We start from the raw sequence: 14,538 nt of genomic DNA, 5'->3' as shown, positions 1-14,538 counted from the left end.
GATCCGCGGTCCCGGCGCCAGCCAGCGGGCTGGTTCAAAGTCCGAGTACCTGCGGCATCGTGTAACGGCCCGGCTCGCGGCCGATCAGCCATAAGGCGCCTCGGACGGCGCCGCGCGCGAAGATAGAGCGGTCTTCCGCGCTGTGCGAAAGGGTGATTCTTTCGTGTTCGCCTGCCAGTATCACGCTGTGATCGCCCGCGACCGTGCCGCCCCGCAGGCTCGCAAATCCGATCGCTCCCGATCCGCGGGAGCCGGTATGGCCATCCCGGGCGCGCTCGGAATGCCCGGCGAGATCAACTTCTCTGGCAGCGGCGGCAGCCTCGCCCAGTAGCAGCGCCGTCCCGCTCGGTGCATCGACCTTCATCCGGTGATGCATCTCCACGATTTCGATATCCCATTCCGGACCCAGCTTCCCGGCAGCCTCGCGGACGAGATGGGCAAGCAGCGTGACGCCTAGCGACGTATTGCCCGTCTGGAGCACCGGCACAGCCAGCGCGGCGGAATCGATCGCCGCGTGGTGGCGTTCTTCCAGCCCGGTCGTGCCGACGAGGATCGGGATGCCCGCGCCCACCGCTGCATGAAGGTTCGCTTCAAGGGCGACCGGTGCGGTGAAATCGACCAGCACGTCGCTGGCTTCGGCCAGGTTGGCCACGTTGCCGCCCTGATCCACCCCGCCGGAGGCTTCGTGCCCCGCCTCCGCAATCGCCTGGGCGAGCGCCTGCCCCATGCGCCCTTCGCTGCCGATGATGCCGATACGCGCCATTGCCACCTCCCCCGCCTGCGTGCTTCATGCGCGACATGGCACGCATCCGCAACATCGTCATCCTGACCGGAGCCGGTGTGAGCGCCGAGAGCGGGATCGATACATTCCGCGCCGGCTCTGACGGAGGGCCGAGCCTGTGGGAACAGCATCGGGTGGAGGATGTCGCCACGCCCGAAGGCTTCGCGCGCGATCCGGATCTCGTCTTGGGCTTCTACGACATGCGCCGCGCGGCGATCCAGACGAAGCAGCCTAATCCCGCGCACCACGCGCTGGCGCGGCTCGATGCCCAATGGGAAGGCGGGCTGCTGATCGTCACGCAGAATGTCGACGACTTGCACGAGCGGGCGGGCGCCCGGCGGGTGCTCCACATGCACGGAGAACATCTCAAGGCATGGTGCACCGCCTGCGACACGCGGTCGCGGTGGACGGCGCCCCTGATCGACCGTCCGCGGTGCCCCGGATGCGGGGCCGCTGCCCTGCGGCCCGACGTCGTCTGGTTTGGCGAAATGCCTTATGAAATGGACACGATTTACGCCGCTCTGCGCGATGCGGACCTGTTCGTTTCGGTCGGCACCTCGGGCGCGGTCTATCCTGCCGCCGGGTTCGTGCGCGACGCACGCGAAGTGGGCGCGTGGACGCTGGAGCTTAACCTCGAACGCAGCCAGGGGTCGCACTGGTTCCAAGAGACGCGCCTTGGCCGCGCAAGCGAACTGGTCCCAGCCTGGGTGGACGAGGTGCTCGCTGCACGCGCCTGAGTTCTCTCGCAGGCAACAGACGATCAGGCGTCACAAGACGCCGCAAGCCCGACACTCCGGGTCTCGGGTGATGGTGATCGTTCGCATCGACGGCGTCAGTCCGTCGAGCAGGTGCAACCGGCCCCACTGGGCGGCACCGAGGCCACCGACCCCTGCCAGCAGCAGGCGCACTGCCTGAAGGGCGGCGAACGTACCGACCCAGCCGGCCATGGCGCCGAGCATGCCCTCATCCGCACAGGTGTCGCAATCGTCGGCATCGAACGCGTCGCCGACAAAGCAGCGATAACAGGACGAATCGCGCAAGTGCCCGGCGAACGCACCGACCTGGCCCTGGAAGCGGCCCACGGCAGCGCTGAGCAGCGGGATGCCGCTCGCCACGCAGGCGTCCGATACGGCGAGACGGGTGGCGAAATTGTCCGTGCCGTCAAGGACAAGGTCCGCGCCCATGATGACCAACGCGGCGCTGTCCGCATCGATCCGACGATCGCACAAAGCGACTTCGAGTTGGCTGTCGAAATTGGCCAGCCAGCGACGCGCGGAAACCGCCTTCCCGTGGCCGACATCCCGTTCGGAATAGATCGTCTGGCGTTGCAGGTTGCTGAGCTCGACCTTCCCGTCATCGACCAGGGTCAGCTTGCCGACTCCCGCCCCGGCCAGGTATTGTAACGCGGGGCTTCCGATGCCCCCGAGGCCAACCAGCGCGACATGCGCCTGGTCGAGCGCGAACTGTCCCGCACCGCCGACTTGCGGCAGTACGATATGGCGCGCGAACCGGTCGAGGCGCTCCGGGGAAAAACTCATGAACAAGCTGTTGGCAGCCGGTTCGCAGACTGTCGATAGCACACCTCAGCGTTAGCCGCCGCCGTGCCTGACCGGCCGGAGCGCCGGGGGTCAGCTTTCGAGTTGGCGAAGCAGGCTGCGAACGTCGCCGTCCATATCGGCATCGCGCTGACGGAGATCCTCGATCAAGCGCACAGCGTGGATGACGGTCGAATGGTCGCGTCCGCCGAACTTGCGGCCGATCTCCGGATAGCTGCGCGGCGTCAGCACCTTCGAGAGGTACATGGCAACCTGCCGGGGGCGTACTACGGCGCGGGCACGACGCTTGCTGGCCATCTCGGCGCGGTCGATGCGATAGAACTGGCACACGGTCCGCTGGATTTCGTCGATGGTGATCCGGCGGCGGTTGGCCGAAAGGATGTCGGTGAGTTGCTCTTCGGCAAGTTGAAGCGAGACCTCCTGCCCGGTGAGCTGTGCGTAGGCGATCAGCTTGTTGAGGCCGCCAACCAGCTCGCGAATGTTGCGGGTAATCGTCCGCGCGAGGAAGTCGATGACATCGGCTGGCACCTCGAGCGGGGCAAAGCGCACAAGCTTCGATTCGAGGATCGATCGGCGTAGCTCGATATCGGCCGCCTGCATGTCCGCGACGAGCCCCATCGAGAGGCGGCTCAGCAACCGGGGCTCCACCCCATCGAGCGCTTGCGGCGCGCGGTCGGCAGCGAAGACCAGCCGCTTTCCTTCGGCCAGCAGCGCATCGATCGTGTAGAGCAATTCCTCCTGCGCGCTGGCCTTGCCGATGATGAACTGGATGTCATCCACCAGCAGAAGGTCGAAACTGCGCAGGCGAGCCTTGAATTCGATCGTCTGGTTCGATTTCAGCGCCTGGACAAATTCCACCATGAACCGCTCCGCACTGCAGTAGAAGATGCGGGCGCGGGGGTGGGCGGCCAGGTATGCATGGCCGATCGCGTGCAGAAGGTGCGTCTTTCCCTGACCGGTCGCGGCCTTGAGATAGAGCGGGCTGAACTGCGGCTGTTCGCTCGCCGACATCCGCTGCGCGGCATTGCAGGCAAGGACATTCGCTTCACCCGTCACGAATGCGGCGAAAGTAAGCGAAGGATCGAGCCCGACCGACGCGGTGAATCCGCGGTCGCCGATCGTGCCGGCTGCGACGGCGATCATGCTCGTGTCGCCGTCGTTCGCAGGAAGGCGACTGTCGCCAAGAGTCAGTTCGGGCAACCTGCGGCGGCCAGGGTGCACGCCGATCTTGAGCTGACGGACCTCGCTCCGGGCGATCTTCCAAGCCAGGCTCAGGCGATCGTGGAAGCGATCGTTCACCCAGTTTGCCGAGAATTCAGTGGGGAGATAGAGTTCGAGGGTGCCGGTGCCATCGTCGAACCCGCCGACCTGAATCGGCTTGATCCACTGGCTGTGAAGCTGATGTCCCAGGTCCTTGCGGAGGCCCTGGCTGATGTCCGACCAGTCGGCCGCCAGGTTCACCGCTTCCAGGTCTTCCATGCCATCCCCGTTGTTGCGCCGTGCGGACGAATTGCCGCCGATGTTGCCGTTCATCGGTCTTTTGACCTTGTCCTTGGCCCATCCGGCAGGTGCCGTACGGGCGGTTGCCCCCATCGCGGACATAGCTTCGCCAATGCCCCTGCCCGTGTGTCGAGCAGGGGGTCTGCCGAGCTGTCCGATCCTGTAAAGCTCACGCCGTCCAAGCCGCGAGCGAGGCGCATCTTTCCTTCAGCGCCGGGCGACTGGCAAGGGCACTGGCGCAAAAAAACTGAAATAATGGCTGTTGACTCGGGCAAAGCCGCAGCCGTCCGTTCATGTCATTGAAATCGCGAGATTAACCGTGGGCATGGCCCGCGAATCGCGAGGAATCCGCCAGTTAGCTGCCAGGCCGTTTGCACAAACGACAACGCCGGCACCCGAAGGCACCGGCGTTGTCCGCTTTTGTTCTGTGAACCCGCCGGCCAACGACCGGCGCGTTACCGAATCAGAGGCTGGCGACCCGCTTCGAAAGGCGGCTCATCTTCCTGCTGGCGGTGTTCTTGTGCAACACGCCGCGGGCAACGCCGCGCGCCAGTTCGGGCTGGGCAGCCTTCAGCGCCTCGGCAGCGGCAGCCTTGTCGCCGCCGGCGATCGCGCCTTCTACCTTCTTGAGGAAGCTGCGGATGCGGCTGATGCGATTCGTGTTGATCTCCGCGCGGGCATTGTTGCGGCGGATGCGCTTCTTGGCTTGCGGCGTATTGGCCATGTTCGTCCTCGATTGGCCGCGGCGGGCGGCCGGAAAGTCTTGCGTGCGTGGATACCCGCTGCAGGCGGACCCGCCGGGAAAGGCGCGCCCCTAACTGCGCGCGCTCGAATCGTCAAGCTAACGCTGGCACTTCGGACAATACCAGGTACTGCGCCCGCCCTGTATCATGCGCCGGATCGTGCCGCCATCGTCGCGCAGGCAAGCCGCGCCCTCCCTCCCGTACACCGCAAATCGCGTGGCGAAGTAGCCGAGCTGCCCATCGGGGCGGGCATAATCCCGCAAGGAGGATCCACCATCCGCGATGGATCGCTGCAGGACGTCGCGCACTCCCACGACCAGGCGGCTCAACGCCTGGGTTGAAATGCGCCCCGCAGCCTTGCGCGGGTCGACCCTCGCGATCCAGAGCGCTTCGCACACGTATATGTTGCCGAGACCGGCGACGATACGTTGATCGAGCAGGAGGAGCTTGATCGCCTGTCGGCGTTCGCGAAACGCGGCCTTCAAATGGGCGGCCGTGAGGCCGGGGCCGAGCGGCTCGGGCCCCAGCGCGGCGAAGGCCGGCCAGCTTGCCAGCGCTGGGGTATCGACAAGATCGACCGAGCCGAAGCGCCGCGCGTCGTTCAGCGCAAGCACGTGATCGGCGGTCTCGATTACCAGGTGATCGTGCTTGTCGATCGTTTCCGGATCGATCCGCCAGCGTCCGCTCATGCCCAGGTGGAAAACGAGGGTCGTGTCGCGATCGGTGTGAATGAGGCCGTATTTTGCGCGCCGACCGAGCCCCGTGACCCGCGCTCCTGTGAGCGCCTGGACCAGCCCGGGCGGGAAAGGGCGGCGCATGTCGGGCCGGTTCACCGCAACCCGCTCCAGCCGCGCGCCGTCGAGGACCGCGGCAAGTCCGCGCACGGTTGTTTCGACCTCTGGCAGTTCGGGCATAGGGCGCGCTCTAACACCCTTTGCCCGCCGGGCAATTCCCCCTAAGGCCTGCCCCCATGAGCGACACGGCACGCGAGATGGCAGGCGACACGGTTTCCTTTGGCTACGAGGAAGTTGCGCCGGAAGAAAAGACGCGGCGCGTCGGTGCGGTGTTCTCCGGCGTGGCAGCCAAGTATGACGTCATGAACGACGCAATGAGCGCGGGAATGCACCGGGTCTGGAAGGATCAGTTCGTCCGCCGGGTTAAGCCCCGCGAGGGGGAGGCGATCCTCGACATGGCAGGCGGCACGGGCGACATCGCCTTCCGCATGGCCGACCGGGGCGCGAGCGTGACGGTGGCGGATATCAACCAGGAAATGCTCGACGTCGGCATCGAACGTGCGCTGGAACGCGGGATCGATGGGCTGGTCTGGAGCCGCCAGAACGCCGAGGAATTGAGCTATCCGGCGCGCGTGTTCGACGCCTATACCATCGCGTTCGGCATCCGTAACGTCACGCGGATCGATCAAGCCCTAGCCGAAGCGCACCGCGTGCTGAAGTTCGGTGGCCGGTTCTTTTGCCTGGAATTCTCGACCACCGAATGGCCGGGGTTCCGGGAGGTGTACGATGCCTATTCGCACAAGTTGGTACCGAAGATCGGCCAGGCAATCGCAGGCGACGCCGACAGCTATCGATACCTGATCGAATCGATCCGCCGGTTCCCGCCGATGCCGGAGTTCGATCGAATGATCCGGGAGGCCGGCTTCGTGCGGACGAAAGTGGAGCCGATCCTGGGGGGCTTGGTCGCCATCCATTCCGGCTGGAAAGTCTGACGTGACCCGTCCCGCAACGCACATCTGGCGGCTCCTGAAATGGGGCCGGTCCCTGGCACGGCACGGCGCGCTGCGTGGGATCGAAGGCGATCTCAACACGCCGCTTCAGGTAAAGCGGCTCGCCCGCATCGCCCGGCTCGGCACCGTGCAGCCGCGCGAACCCGATTATGCGACCGCCTTCCAGGACATCGGACCGGCCGCCATCAAGCTCGGCCAATCGCTCGCGACCCGCCCCGACCTGGTTGGAGAGGAGGCGACTCACAACCTCCTGACGCTGCAGGATAACCTGCCCCCCGTGCCGTTTCCCGAGATAGAGGCCGAAATCGCACGCAGTTTCGATGCGCCCATCCAAAGCCTGTTCGCGCGCATCGATCCGGTCCCCGTGGGCTCCGCGTCGATCGCTCAGGTGCACCGGGCGACAACCGCCGAAGGCCGGCCCGTCGCAGTGAAGGTCGTGCGGCCGGGAATTCGGGACAAGCTGGCCCGCGACATAGAGACGTACGAATGGGCGGCGGCTCATCTTGAAGCCTTAGGCGGGGAGGCTTCGCGCCTTCGGCCGCGGCTGACGATCGCCAACTTCAAGCGCTGGACGAACCGCGAGCTCGATCTGCGGCGCGAGGCGGCCTCGGCGAGCGAGCTGGCCGAGGCCATGCGCGGCTTTGACGGTTATTGCGTTCCGTCCATCGACTGGGACCGGACGAACGGGCGTGTGATGACCCTCGAATGGATCGATGGCATAAAGATTTCCGATCGCGATGCCCTGGTCGCTGCCGGGCACGATCTGCCGGAACTCGCCCGGCGCCTTGTCCTCGCCTTCCTGACCCAGGCGATCAGCGCGGGGTTCTTTCACGCCGACATGCACCAGGGAAACCTGTTCGTGCGGGCCGACGGTACGATCGTGGCGATCGATTTTGGGATCATGGGACGGATCGACCGCCAGGCGCGCCAATGGTTGGCGGAAATTCTTTACGGCCTGACAACCGGGAATTATCGCCGCGTCGCCGAAATCCATTTCGAGGCGCAGTACGTGCCCCCCTACCACTCGGTGGACGAATTCGCGACTGCTCTGCGCGCGGTCGGGGAGCCCATGCGCGGGAAGCCCGTCAGTGAGCTCAGCGTGGGACAGATGCTCGACGGACTGTTCGCGATCACGCGCGATTTCGACATGCAGACCCAGCCGCACCTCCTGCTGCTGCAGAAGACTATGGTGATGGTCGAAGGGCTTGCCACCAGCCTCGATCCAGAGATCAACATGTGGGACGTCAGCGCGCCCTTCGTTCGCGAATGGATACGCGACGAATTGGGCCCGGAAGCCGCGATCGCCGATCGCCTGAAAACCGATGTGCAGACCTTGTTGCGCCTGCCCGACCTCATCCGCCGGATCGAGGACAGTTTCCCCGCAAAGGGCGGAGCGCCGGAACCCCCGCCGCTGCCGCATGTGCCGCTCATGTGGGAACGTCGTGGTGCCGAACGGGGCTGGTTCGGCTATTTCGCCGCCGCGCTGGGTGGAGGCGCGATCGTGGCAGCTGCGGCCGTCGCCGGACTGTTCTGACGCCGAGCCCCGGCGGCGGGCGCGTCAGGTCAGCCGGTGCGGAAGCACCCGGCTTCCCAACAGCGACAGGATCACGGCCGACGCCTCGACCATCATCGGTAGCCAGAACGCCGTCTCCGTCCCGTCGGCAATCGCGCTGATGCAGCGGCCCAGCAGCGCGAAGCCGAACAAGGCCGCCGGCACCAGCAGAAGGTCTCCGTCACGCTTCCAGGCGCCAAAGATCATCGCGCCACCGCCGACGAAGAAGAAGGCCGGGAAGTCCGCGCGGAGAGCCGCTAGCCCAGCCGTGCCGACAGGCGACAGGCCAAATCCCGCCGCCGCGCTCAGCGGCATGGCCAGGAAGTTCACGCCCATTATCAGGAAGAACAGTCCCATCACGAAAATGAGCGCGGTGAGGACAAGGCGCATTGTCGTTCGGACTCCCCGATGAAGTTCCCGGTACCCTATCCGATTGCGCCGTTCCCGCTAGCGCAATCTTAACCAGCGCCACCCTAGCACTGGCGCGGGTTGTATGCTGCCGCTAGGCTGGCAGGATGGACGCACGAGGGGTTGAATGTTCGAGGCTGTCGGCTCCCGGCCGAACCGCGAGCCGCTGCGGATGAGCGGACCACGCGTCCTGCTGGTAATTGGCGGCGGTATCGCGGCTTACAAATCGTGCGAACTCGTGCGCCTGATCCGTCGCGGCGGGGGCGAAGTCACGTGCGTGCTGACCGAAGGTGGCAGCCAGTTCGTGACCCCGCTGGCGCTGGCCGCGCTCAGCGAAAACAAGGTCTATACCAATCTCTTCGACCTCAAGGAGGAGGTCGAGATGGGTCATATTCAACTCTCGCGTGCAGCCGACCTGGTCGTCGTGTGTCCGGCAACGGCGGATCTTCTTGCCAAGATGGCGGCCGGCATCGCCGACGATCTTGCCTCTACGTTGATCCTTGCGACCGACAAGCCGGTCCTGGCAGTGCCCGCGATGAACGTGCGCATGTGGCTGCACGAAGCGACACGCCGAAACGTGGCCTGGCTCCGCGAAGCAGGGGTCGAGGTCATGGAGCCCGACGAGGGCCCGATGGCGTGCGGGGAGTTCGGCCCCGGCCGGTTGCCGGACCCCGAAGTGGTCTGGGCCGAGATCGCCGCTCGCTTCGGTATTGCGGCCGATTGCGAAGTCGGGCGTATCGACGCGGAGCTCGAACTGGAGGAACAGCCGGATCGCGAACCCGCCGGCGCGAAGCTTGGCAGCCTTCTTTCGTCACTGATCCCCCGCGCCGCGCCGCCGCAACGAATGCCGGCGGGCGAAGAGATGTTCGCCGGCGCGGCGCACGCGCATGACGCGCACGTCGTGGACGCGGAACCCGATCTCGCAGCGCCGATCATGGCCCGCAAGGGCAAGGCCAAGGCTGCGCCGCCGACCGACGCCGAGGCGCTCAACCATACTGTCGTGACCGGGGCGGGTGACCAGCGTCCGGAAACGCTCGGCGCGCTCGCGGAAAACCCTCTCGCCGGTCAGCCCGAATTCGACATCGATCCCCGGCACCGTCCACTCTACGGTCGCCACGTCTTGGTAACCGCAGGGCCGACTCACGAACCGATCGATCCGGTGCGCTACATCGCCAATCGGTCGAGCGGGAAGCAGGGCTTTGCCATCGCCGCCGCCGCGGCGGCGCTGGGCGCACGCGTAACGCTGGTGGCCGGCCCTGTGTCGCTGCCGACACCGCCCGGCGTGGACCGGGTCGACGTTGAATCCGCCCGCGAGATGTCCGAGGTGGTGAAGAAATCGCTTCCGGCCGATGCCGCCGTGATGGTTGCGGCAGTCGCCGATTGGCGGAGCAAGCACTACGCGCCGGAAAAGATGAAGAAGCGCGGCTCGGCGCCACCGGCCCTGCTCCTGACCGAAAATCCGGACATCCTGGCGCAAGTGGCGGCGGGAAAGCAGCGGCCGAAGCTGCTGGTCGGTTTCGCCGCCGAGACGGAAGACGTGGTGGAGAACGCCAAGGCGAAGCGCAAGCGCAAGGCAGCAGACTGGATCATCGCGAACGATGTCTCGGGTCCTCCGGGAGCCAGCGTGATGGGTGGAGACGCGAATGCGGTGCACATCGTCACGGGAGAAGGTGTCGAGGATCTGCCCAAAATGCCGAAGGACCAGGTCGCGCTCGCTATCGCAGAGCGGATGGCGGCGGCACTCGACAAGGTCGATCCGCGCGATGAGTGAAGCGCCCAGGATCGCGGTCGTGCGCTTGCCGCACGGTGCAGGGCTGGCCTTGCCGTCCTATGCCACGGCAGGTGCCGCGGGCATGGATGTGCTCTCGGCAGAGACGGTGACGATATCGCCGGGCGGGCGCCACGCGGTTGCCACTGGCCTCGCGGTGGCAATACCACCGGGCTTCGAGATTCAGGTCCGCCCCCGCTCGGGCCTCGCACTCAAGCATGGGATCACGGTGCCCAACGCGCCCGGCACGATCGATTCCGACTATCGCGGGGAGATGAAGGTAATCCTGATCAATCTCGGCGACGAACCGTTCCTGATCGAGCGCGGCGATCGTGTTGCGCAGCTGGTTCTCGCCCCGGTCTCCCGGGCGACCTGGGAAGAAGTCGAGCGGCTCGACGATACGGCGCGCGGCGCTGGCGGATTCGGTTCGACCGGCGGGCATTCCCGCCTCGGGTGATAAGCCTTAACGGCGCAAGCTCTCCAGCCGCTGAAGGTACCGGGCCACCGTATCGATCTCGAGGTTGACCTGCGATCCTTGGGCCAGTTCGCCGAGGGTCGTCACTTCGGCCGTGTGCGGGATAAGATTGAGTCCGAACCGCACCGAGCCATCGAGCTGATCGCGCACCGCGTTGACTGTCAGCGATACGCCGTCGACGGTGATCGAGCCCTTGGCGGCGATGAAAGGCGCAAGGTCGCGGGGCGCGCTGACCGTCACCCGCATGGAATCGCCTTCCGGTTCCCAATCGGTGACGGTGCCAACAGCATCCACGTGGCCTGATACGATATGCCCGCCGAGCTCGTCGCCGATGCGGAGCGATGGTTCCAGATTGATGCGCGCGCCTTCGCGCCAGGTATCGCGCGCCGTGCGGCTCACGGTCTCGGCAGATATGTCGACCGCAAACCAGGAAGCACCCGGCTGACCACCGCGCTCCACGACGGTGAGGCAGACCCCCGCGCACGCGATCGACGCTCCGATCGCAATGGTGGACGGGTCCCACGGACAGGCGATGCGGGCGCGCAGGTCTCCCCGCTGCTCGACTTGCTCTATCGTCCCGACGGCGGTGACTATGCCAGTGAACATCAGACGGCCCCTTCGCGCGTCCGGCGATAGGCGGCAAAGTGATCGCTGCCAAGCTGCGCGTCTTCGACCTGCTGCCAGCGTCCATGCGCGTTGACGAGGTCGTTGAGGCCGAGCGCACCCACGGCACGCAGCCCGTCGCCAACGATAATCGGCGCCCGGTAGATTTCGATCCGGTCCACCAGGTCAGCGGCCAGGAAGGCGGCGGCTGTTTCAGCACCCCCTTCAATGTAAATATACTGGACACCCTCCATGGCGGAGATCGCCGGAGGCTCCGCGATCGCACGCGTTCCGGCCGGCGCCGCGCCGCGGGTCAGGACATAGCGTTCAGGCGAGCGGTCGCCCAGGCCGGGCAACCGGACATCGAGCCCCGGCGCGTCGGCGCGCCAGGTGCCGCCTCCCACCAGAATGGCATCGGCGCGGGCGCGGCGCGCGTGCACATGGGCACGGGCTTCGGGCCCCGTGATCCAGCGGCTGGTCCCATCTGGAAGCGCGATACAGCCATCGAGGCTCGCGGCGAATTTCAAGGTAACGTGCGGGCGCCCCGTGTTTGCGCGAACGAGGTAGCCTCGGAGGCTGTCAGCGCATGTGGCACAATCGGCCAGAACGACCTCGATGCCCGCAGCGCGCAGCCGATCGAGGCCCGCGCTCGCGGTTCGCGGATCGGGGTCGGCCACGCCCACGATGACACGCGCCGGCGCTGCCTCAGCGAGGATATCGGCGCATGCGGGTCCGCGGTGCGAACGGTGCGCGCATGGTTCGAGCGTGACGTAGACGGTCGCGCCCCGCGCGGCATCCCCGGCCATGGCGAGTGCGGCAGCTTCAGCGTGCGGTCTGCCCCCCGCCGCCGTCCAACCTCGGCCGACGACGCGCCCCTCCCGAACGACGATGCAGCCGACAGCGGGGTTGGGAGAACTCAGTGGCCGCGCACGCCCTGCCAGACGGGCAGCGGCCGCGAGCCAGCGCGCGTCACCGGATCCGGTCGTCACGCCGACCGTCCTGCTCCCTTTCGCGCGCGATTTCCCGTTCCATCGCGTCGACATCCAGCCCGGAGGCGCGCCCGAGCGCGCGATACGCTTCACGCGCTTCTTCTTCCCGCTGCCGCTGCTCGGCCTCCAGCTGGTCCTGTTCGGCCTGGTTCGCACGATTGGATGCGATAATCTCGGCATCGGTCCGCCCGGGTTCAAACGTCGTGATCCACGTCACCTCCGGCGGCTTGGGCGGGATTCGCCAACGCTCCTGAGAGAACTGATAGAGGATCGTGCCGGTGATCGATCCGGCAACCAGCAACACCCAGATGTTGATGCGGACCCTTTCCGCCAGCATCACGAACAGAGCGATTCCACCAATCAGCGCGAGCACGCCGCCGACCAGCCAGTTCAGGCTGACGGCCTGATCTGTTAGCATGAACATCAGCGATCCCGTGAGCAGGGCCGATCCTGCAAGGATTGGCCAACGATAGGGATTGGGCCTTTTGAACTCGTTCCAGAAATCGGCGATTCCCGGTCCGGGATTGAGCCGCTCGATCATACGCATCTGGCCCATGTAGGACGTCCCGCGCCGGTCCGCTAGCCGAAGCTGGCGTAGAGACCGCGGCCATGCGTCGTGAGCCAGGCATCGGCGGCGGCAAGGTCATCGTCGAATATGCGGCCGAGCGCGGCATGAAACGCGGGGCTGTGGTCGAAGTGAAGGCAATGCGTGATCTCGTGCGCCACTACCGAGCGACGCACCGAGTCCGGTGCCTGTATCAGGCGCCAGTTGATCCGCACGGTGCCCGATGACGACAGGCTGCCCCAGCGCCGCTGGGCCCGGCTCAACCGCAGTGGCGGCGCGCGCACCCCGGCACGTGCGGCGAAATGAGACACGTCGGCGGACATCAAGGTCAAAGCCTCGCTTTCAAGCCATCGCTGCAGGCGGGGCGCAATCGTCTCTGCCGGTCCACCAAGCTTGATGACGTCTCCGCGCAGGGCGGGCTTGCGGCGCGCGCCTTCGTTCCAATCGATGGAGAAGGTCTGGCCGCGGAAGCGAACCATGCCCGACGGGCCGGGCGGATCTGCGCGCGGCACACGGGCGAGCTGGCCTTCGAGCCACCCGGACCGCGCGTGGACGAACGCGATCGCTTCCGCTTCGGGGCACCAGCGGGGCAAAGTGAGGCGGACCGCGGTACCGTCGGGGGACAGGCGCATGGTAAGCCTGCGCGCCCGCGCATTGCGCGTTATCGCGATCGGCAAAAGCCGGCCCGTCACCTCGATAACCGGGTCCGCCCCCGACCGGGCGAGCCAGCCGATCACGCCGGTTCTTCCGTGCCGGTTTCGGCGTCTGCCCATTCGACGATGTGATCTTCCAGCGGGCCCGCCATCGTCTCGCTGATCACGCGGCCGGCAACGCCCGGGCCGCGCGTGTGAACCGACGAGGGGTCGCCGCTCAACAATGGATGCCAATCCAGCAGGGGCCGGTGTTCTGCGCGCAGGCGATAGGCGCACGTCAACGGCAGCCACGCCACGTCACGAACGATACGCGGCGTCAGGCGCAGGCAATCGGGCACGTAAGCCTTGCGATGGCGATAGTCGCTGCAACGGGCGGTGCAGGTATCGAGCAGTTTGCAAGCAACGTTGGTGTGCGCGATCTCGCCCGTATCTTCATCCTCCAGCTTGTGCAGGCAGCAGCGGCCGCATCCGTCGCACAAGGCCTCCCATTCCTCGCGCGAAAGATCGGCGAGCGGGAGCTCCCAAAATCGGTCCCTCAGCGCACCCACTTCGCCAGTTCCTGCGCAACTGCCTCCGCCCCCTGATCCGTTGGCAGAGTGGCAAGCGGCTTGCCGGACGGGTCGAACAGGTAGGTGATGTTCGAATGGTCGACCAGGTATGCGCCGCCTTCTTCGACCTTGCCCTTCCCGTGGAACACCTTGAACGCCTTGGCGGCTGCATCGATCTGTTCCGGCGTTCCCGTCAGGCCGACAATGTCGGGGCCGAACGCGGAGGTGAATTCCTGCAGCACCTGCGGTGTGTCGCGCGCTGGATCGACGCTGACGAAAATCTGCTGAACCTTTTCGGCGAGCTCCGGCGATTCTGCCTGGAACCGACGAAGGCCTTGGGCCGTGCGTTGGACATCGGTGGGGCAAATGTCCGGGCAATACGTGTAGCCGAAATATACCGCCGCGTAGCGCCCGCGAAAATCGTCCCACGTCCGGGCCTTGCCGTTCTGGTCCGTCAATGTGAACGGACCCCCGATAGCAGCGCCGGCCAGCGGCGGTTCTTCCATTGCACCCTGTGCGGGATTGCAGGCGGCGACAGCAGCGGCTGCGGCGATCGAGATGGCTATGACGAGGAGGCGGGGCATGGCGCGCAGGTTCATGGTCTGCTATCTGCCGGGGGGCAAGGGCGAACCTCTGGAGTGTCGCCTCGCCTA

At 66.2% G+C, this 14,538-nt stretch carries 17 protein-coding genes; 5 read left to right on the top strand and 12 right to left on the bottom strand.

Annotated features, from left to right (window positions below; genetic code table 11):
• Nucleotides 1-34: 34 nt before the first annotated feature.
• Entirely contained in the window at nt 35-763 is a 729-nt protein-coding gene (gene dapB / locus GRI40_RS07555) for a 4-hydroxy-tetrahydrodipicolinate reductase (RefSeq protein ID WP_160610757.1), read from the bottom strand.
• Between the two features lie 35 nt (nt 764-798).
• On the opposite strand from dapB, the gene GRI40_RS07550 reads away from it, so the two are divergent.
• Nucleotides 799-1,518: an NAD-dependent deacylase gene (locus GRI40_RS07550; protein WP_160610756.1), complete on the top strand. Its 720-nt coding sequence runs from the start codon at nt 799-801 to the stop codon at nt 1,516-1,518.
• Nucleotides 1,519-1,548: 30 nt separating this feature from the next.
• Here the strand turns inward: GRI40_RS07550 and GRI40_RS07545 are convergent, their stop codons facing one another.
• The 4 genes from GRI40_RS07545 to mutM all read right to left on the bottom strand — a co-directional run bounded on the left by GRI40_RS07545 (nt 1,549) and on the right by mutM (nt 5,494).
• Nucleotides 1,549-2,319, bottom strand: a complete 771-nt coding sequence (locus tag GRI40_RS07545; protein ID WP_160610755.1) for a HesA/MoeB/ThiF family protein — start codon at nt 2,317-2,319, stop codon at nt 1,549-1,551.
• A 90-nt stretch (nt 2,320-2,409) separates the two neighbouring features.
• Complete coding sequence (gene dnaA, locus GRI40_RS07540; RefSeq protein ID WP_160610754.1) at nt 2,410-3,870, bottom strand: chromosomal replication initiator protein DnaA; 1,461 nt, start codon at nt 3,868-3,870, stop codon at nt 2,410-2,412.
• 430 nt (nt 3,871-4,300) lie between these two features.
• A complete protein-coding gene (rpsT, locus tag GRI40_RS07535) occupies nt 4,301-4,561 on the bottom strand; it encodes a 30S ribosomal protein S20 (RefSeq protein WP_160610753.1) in 261 nt (86 codons plus the stop codon).
• A 117-nt stretch (nt 4,562-4,678) separates the two neighbouring features.
• Nucleotides 4,679-5,494, bottom strand: a complete 816-nt coding sequence (gene mutM, locus GRI40_RS07530) for a bifunctional DNA-formamidopyrimidine glycosylase/DNA-(apurinic or apyrimidinic site) lyase (RefSeq protein ID WP_160610752.1) — start codon at nt 5,492-5,494, stop codon at nt 4,679-4,681.
• A gap of 56 nt (nt 5,495-5,550) precedes the next feature.
• Between mutM and GRI40_RS07525 the strand changes: the two genes are divergently transcribed.
• Together GRI40_RS07525 and ubiB are read left to right on the top strand one after the other, a co-directional pair.
• Complete coding sequence (locus GRI40_RS07525) at nt 5,551-6,306, top strand: class I SAM-dependent methyltransferase (protein ID WP_202390157.1); 756 nt, start codon at nt 5,551-5,553, stop codon at nt 6,304-6,306.
• 1 nt (nt 6,307) lies between these two features.
• Entirely contained in the window at nt 6,308-7,858 is a 1,551-nt protein-coding gene (gene ubiB / locus GRI40_RS07520) for a 2-polyprenylphenol 6-hydroxylase (RefSeq protein WP_160610751.1), read from the top strand.
• 24 nt (nt 7,859-7,882) lie between these two features.
• On the opposite strand, the gene GRI40_RS07515 is transcribed toward ubiB, so the two are convergent.
• A complete protein-coding gene (locus GRI40_RS07515) occupies nt 7,883-8,266 on the bottom strand; it encodes a hypothetical protein (protein WP_160610750.1) in 384 nt (127 codons plus the stop codon).
• A 190-nt stretch (nt 8,267-8,456) separates the two neighbouring features.
• Between GRI40_RS07515 and GRI40_RS07510 the strand changes: the two genes are divergently transcribed.
• Nucleotides 8,457-10,055 (top strand): bifunctional phosphopantothenoylcysteine decarboxylase/phosphopantothenate synthase, encoded by a 1,599-nt coding sequence (locus GRI40_RS07510; RefSeq protein ID WP_160610749.1) that lies wholly within the window; start codon nt 8,457-8,459, stop codon nt 10,053-10,055.
• Nucleotides 10,048-10,509, top strand: coding sequence for a dUTP diphosphatase (dut, locus tag GRI40_RS07505; RefSeq protein WP_160610748.1), 462 nt, complete (start codon nt 10,048-10,050; stop codon nt 10,507-10,509). Before GRI40_RS07510 ends, dut begins: the two co-directional genes overlap by 8 nt.
• A gap of 6 nt (nt 10,510-10,515) precedes the next feature.
• On the opposite strand, the gene GRI40_RS07500 is transcribed toward dut, so the two are convergent.
• The 6 genes from GRI40_RS07500 to GRI40_RS07480 are packed head-to-tail and all read right to left on the bottom strand — an operon-like array spanning nt 10,516 to nt 14,484.
• Complete coding sequence (locus GRI40_RS07500; RefSeq protein ID WP_160610747.1) at nt 10,516-11,133, bottom strand: riboflavin synthase; 618 nt, start codon at nt 11,131-11,133, stop codon at nt 10,516-10,518.
• Nucleotides 11,133-12,119, bottom strand: coding sequence for a bifunctional diaminohydroxyphosphoribosylaminopyrimidine deaminase/5-amino-6-(5-phosphoribosylamino)uracil reductase RibD (ribD, locus tag GRI40_RS07495; RefSeq protein WP_337190519.1), 987 nt, complete (start codon nt 12,117-12,119; stop codon nt 11,133-11,135). Before ribD ends, GRI40_RS07500 begins: the two co-directional genes overlap by 1 nt.
• Nucleotides 12,100-12,660, bottom strand: coding sequence for a hypothetical protein (locus tag GRI40_RS13680; protein ID WP_202390156.1), 561 nt, complete (start codon nt 12,658-12,660; stop codon nt 12,100-12,102). Before GRI40_RS13680 ends, ribD begins: the two co-directional genes overlap by 20 nt.
• Nucleotides 12,661-12,698: 38 nt before the next feature.
• Nucleotides 12,699-13,421 (bottom strand): YgjP-like metallopeptidase domain-containing protein, encoded by a 723-nt coding sequence (locus GRI40_RS07490; RefSeq protein WP_160610746.1) that lies wholly within the window; start codon nt 13,419-13,421, stop codon nt 12,699-12,701.
• Nucleotides 13,418-13,885: a YcgN family cysteine cluster protein gene (locus GRI40_RS07485; protein ID WP_160610745.1), complete on the bottom strand. Its 468-nt coding sequence runs from the start codon at nt 13,883-13,885 to the stop codon at nt 13,418-13,420. The genes GRI40_RS07490 and GRI40_RS07485 overlap by 4 nt, the downstream gene beginning before the upstream one ends.
• Nucleotides 13,873-14,484 (bottom strand): SCO family protein, encoded by a 612-nt coding sequence (locus GRI40_RS07480; protein WP_237489021.1) that lies wholly within the window; start codon nt 14,482-14,484, stop codon nt 13,873-13,875. The genes GRI40_RS07485 and GRI40_RS07480 overlap by 13 nt, the downstream gene beginning before the upstream one ends.
• Nucleotides 14,485-14,538: the final 54 nt, after the last annotated feature.

The sequence above is a fragment of the Tsuneonella aeria genome (assembly GCF_009827495.1).
Taxonomy (GTDB): domain Bacteria; phylum Pseudomonadota; class Alphaproteobacteria; order Sphingomonadales; family Sphingomonadaceae; genus Tsuneonella; species Tsuneonella aeria.
This window is presented reverse-complemented; position numbering and strand designations above follow the sequence as displayed.

Coding starts and splice junctions, on each gene's coding strand:
- GRI40_RS07480 (WP_237489021.1), bottom strand. CDS start 14,484: ATGAACCTGCGCGCCATGCCCCGCCTCCTCGTCATAGCCATCTCGATC.
- GRI40_RS07525 (WP_202390157.1), top strand. CDS start 5,551: ATGAGCGACACGGCACGCGAGATGGCAGGCGACACGGTTTCCTTTGGC.
- mutM (WP_160610752.1), bottom strand. CDS start 5,494: ATGCCCGAACTGCCAGAGGTCGAAACAACCGTGCGCGGACTTGCCGCG.
- rpsT (WP_160610753.1), bottom strand. CDS start 4,561: ATGGCCAATACGCCGCAAGCCAAGAAGCGCATCCGCCGCAACAATGCC.
- GRI40_RS07510 (WP_160610749.1), top strand. CDS start 8,457: ATGAGCGGACCACGCGTCCTGCTGGTAATTGGCGGCGGTATCGCGGCT.
- dnaA (WP_160610754.1), bottom strand. CDS start 3,870: ATGAACGGCAACATCGGCGGCAATTCGTCCGCACGGCGCAACAACGGG.
- dapB (WP_160610757.1), bottom strand. CDS start 763: ATGGCGCGTATCGGCATCATCGGCAGCGAAGGGCGCATGGGGCAGGCG.
- GRI40_RS07500 (WP_160610747.1), bottom strand. CDS start 11,133: ATGTTCACTGGCATAGTCACCGCCGTCGGGACGATAGAGCAAGTCGAG.
- dut (WP_160610748.1), top strand. CDS start 10,048: ATGAGTGAAGCGCCCAGGATCGCGGTCGTGCGCTTGCCGCACGGTGCA.
- GRI40_RS07545 (WP_160610755.1), bottom strand. CDS start 2,319: ATGAGTTTTTCCCCGGAGCGCCTCGACCGGTTCGCGCGCCATATCGTA.
- GRI40_RS07550 (WP_160610756.1), top strand. CDS start 799: ATGGCACGCATCCGCAACATCGTCATCCTGACCGGAGCCGGTGTGAGC.
- GRI40_RS07515 (WP_160610750.1), bottom strand. CDS start 8,266: ATGCGCCTTGTCCTCACCGCGCTCATTTTCGTGATGGGACTGTTCTTC.
- GRI40_RS13680 (WP_202390156.1), bottom strand. CDS start 12,660: ATGATCGAGCGGCTCAATCCCGGACCGGGAATCGCCGATTTCTGGAAC.